This is a genomic window from Pseudomonas syringae (assembly GCF_021606685.1).
Taxonomy (GTDB): domain Bacteria; phylum Pseudomonadota; class Gammaproteobacteria; order Pseudomonadales; family Pseudomonadaceae; genus Aquipseudomonas; species Aquipseudomonas syringae_R.
In genome coordinates this window covers 1-2,905 of sequence record NZ_WKCB01000145.1, presented here as the reverse complement: position 1 = coordinate 2,905, position 2,905 = coordinate 1, and the positions used below count along the sequence as shown (strand labels likewise).

Genomic DNA, 2,905 nt, shown 5'->3' with positions numbered 1-2,905 from the left:
CTCCATGGCCAGCACATACCCCGCCGCCACCTCCTGCGCCTGCCCCACTCGCCCTACCGGCAACGCCCCGCCCGCCTTGGCAAACATCGCTAGGCGCTGCTCCTCGGCCAACCCTGCATACGCCGGCGTATCAATCACCCCTGGGCTGATCACATTGACCCGGCGCGGCGCCAGTTCCTTGGCCAATTGCTTGCCGAGTGCTTCGGTCGCGGCGTTGATGCCGGTCTTGATGAATTGGCCCGGCGCCAATTTACGCCCCAGTTGCCCAGAGGTCAGGCTGATGCTGCCGTGCTCAGCGAGAAACGGCAGCGCCAGTTGAATCGCCCGCAGTGCCCCCCAGAGTTTTACATTGAAGTTTTCCTGGGCCTCGTCCAGATCGGTCTCGGCCAGCGGCTTGGCGCGCACCGAGGGGCCAGAGGTATACACCAGATGGTCAAAGCGCCCCACCGCCTCGAACAACCGTTGCACGGAGGCGGTGTCGGTGACGTCCACCGGCTCACTGCGCAGGCCGTTGTGCATGCCCGACGTCAGGCGGCGCCCGGCCAGCACCACTTGGGCACCACGGGCGGCGGCGGCCTTGGCCACGGCAGCGCCAATACCGCTGCTGCCGCCGATTACGACGACGGTTTTACCGCTGAGGGAAGAAGTCATGGGGAATGTCCTGGGTCAGAAAGTGAGCGTTCATCTTCCCAGCTTGGCAATCGGCTAAAAATCCCGGTAAAACGACAAGATCTTTAAAGGATTTTTACAAATGAGCTCAATCCTCGACCTTGAGGTCTTCGTGCGCACAGCCGATACCGGCAGCCTGTCGGCGGCCGCACGCAGCCTCAGCCTGACACCCGCGGCGGCGAGTATCGCCCTCAAACGCTTGGAAACCCGGCTGGGCATGCGCCTGCTGGCGCGCTCGACTCGCAGCATGCGCCTGACCGAGGAAGGCCGGCGCTACCTGGACAGCGTGCGCGTGGCGCTCGAAGCGCTGTCGGAAGGCGAGCAAGCGATCAAGCAGCAAGGCCAGAGCCTCAGCGGCTTGTTGCAATTGGCGGCACCCTCGGATTTCGGGCGCAATGTGCTGCTGGGTTGGTTGGACGAATTCAAGCTGGAACACCCGAACATCCGCCTGCAGTTATTGCTCAACGACAGCAATGCCGACTTGTTCCGTGACACGGTCGACATCGCCCTGCGGTTTGGCGTACCTCAGGACTCCAGCCTGGTGGCGCTGCCGGTGCTCCCGGGTCACCATCGCATTCCCTGCGCCAGCCCAGGCTACCTGGCGCGCCACGGCACACCGCGTACGCCGGCCGATTTGGCCCAGCACAGTACGCTGCGCTATATGCGCCGGGGCCGGGCCAACAGCACCTGGTATTTTCGCCAGGGCGCAGTGCTGCAGGAGGTCGAGGTCACTGGCGACTACCTCAGCGATGACGGTGAAATCGTGCGGCGCTGGGCCCTGGCCGGTCACGGCATCGCGTACAAGGCCAACCTTGATATTGCCCGCGATATCAAGGCTGGACGGCTAGTCCCGCTGTTGCCTGAATGGCAAGGTGAACCCACGCCGTTTAACCTGATGTGCCCGCACCGCCTGCAAGTGTCGGAACGGGTGAAGGTGCTGCATCGATTTTTACAGGATCGTTGTCAGGCCTTGCTGTCAGCATGAAGAAACACCCGCAGGGCTTGTTCCAGAGCCCTTGAGTCTGGTATTGCATAGGCCACGTTTCACAGCCGCAAGGAGCTTTGCATGATTTACCGCACGTTGGGCCAGTCCGGGTTGAAGGTCAGCGCCTTGACCCTGGGCACCATGATGTTTGGCGAGCAGACCAGCACCGAAGACTCGCTGCGCATCATCGACAAGGCCTGGGACCAGGGCATCAACTTTATCGACACGGCGGACGTCTACACCGGCGGGCGCTCGGAAGAAATTGTCGGCGAAGCCATTGCGCGCCATCGTAGCGATTGGGTGCTGGCGTCCAAAGTCGCCATTGGCCCCACCGACGGCCTGCCCAACCGCAGCGGTCTGAGCCGCAAGCGCATCTTCAACGCGCTGGAAGCCAGCCTTACGCGCCTGGACACCGACTATCTCGACATCTATTACCTGCACCGCGAAGACCACAACACGCCGTTGGAGGTGACGATTTCGGCGATTGGCGACTTGATCCGCCAGGGCAAGATCCGCTATTGGGGCCTGTCCAACTACCGTGGCTGGCGCATTGCCGAGGTGGTTCGCGTGGCTGAGCGCCTGGGCGTCGACAAGCCCGTGATCAGCCAGCCGCTGTACAACATCGTCAATCGCCAGGCCGAGGTCGAGCAGATCACGGCGGCGGCGGCCTACGGCCTCGGCGTAGTGCCTTACAGCCCCTTGGCGCGCGGCGTGCTCAGCGGCAAGTACGCGCCGGATGTCACCCCGGAAGCCGGCAGCCGCGCAGCGCGCCAGGACAAGCGCATTCTGGAAACCGAATGGCGCGTGGAATCCCTTCGTATCGCCCAGCAGATCCAGCAATACACCCAAGGGCGCGGCGTGGGGATGGTCGAGTTTGCGATTGCCTGGGTGCTGAATAACGCGGCGGTGAGTTCCGCCATCGTGGGGCCGCGCACCGAAGCACAGTGGGATGCCTACACCGGGGCGCTGGACGTGAAGATCACGGCCGAGGATGAAGCCTTCATTGATTCGCTGGTAACGCCAGGCCATGCGTCGACACCCGGGTTCAACGATGTGGGCCATTTTGTCTCCGGCCGTGTAGCGCGCGTTTAAACCCAAAGCCCGCCGTCAACCGCAGCCGTGATGTGCCAAGTGCGCCTCTTGTGGCGTTCGAGCTTAATTGTGGCCTTCGAGCTTAATTGTGGCGAGCGGGCTTGCCCGCGTTGGGCTGCGCAGCAGCCCCCCGACCGGCCACCGCGCAGTGCCTGGAAC

Annotated in this window: 3 protein-coding genes; 2 read left to right on the top strand and 1 reads right to left on the bottom strand. The window is 63.3% G+C overall.

Annotated features, from left to right (window positions below; all coding sequences use genetic code 11):
- The coding region (locus GIW02_RS26925) for an SDR family oxidoreductase (protein ID WP_236422214.1) at positions 1–651 on the bottom strand (651 nt) is incomplete at its 3' end.
- Between the two features lie 100 nt (positions 652–751).
- On the opposite strand from GIW02_RS26925, the gene GIW02_RS26920 reads away from it, so the two are divergent.
- The gene (locus GIW02_RS26920) at positions 752–1,654 is read left to right on the top strand and encodes a LysR family transcriptional regulator (protein ID WP_236416581.1); all 903 of its coding nucleotides are present in this window, start codon (positions 752–754) and stop codon (positions 1,652–1,654) included.
- A gap of 81 nt (positions 1,655–1,735) precedes the next feature.
- Positions 1,736–2,746, top strand: a complete 1,011-nt coding sequence (locus GIW02_RS26915) for an aldo/keto reductase (RefSeq protein WP_236416583.1) — start codon at positions 1,736–1,738, stop codon at positions 2,744–2,746.
- Positions 2,747–2,905 lie beyond the last annotated feature (159 nt).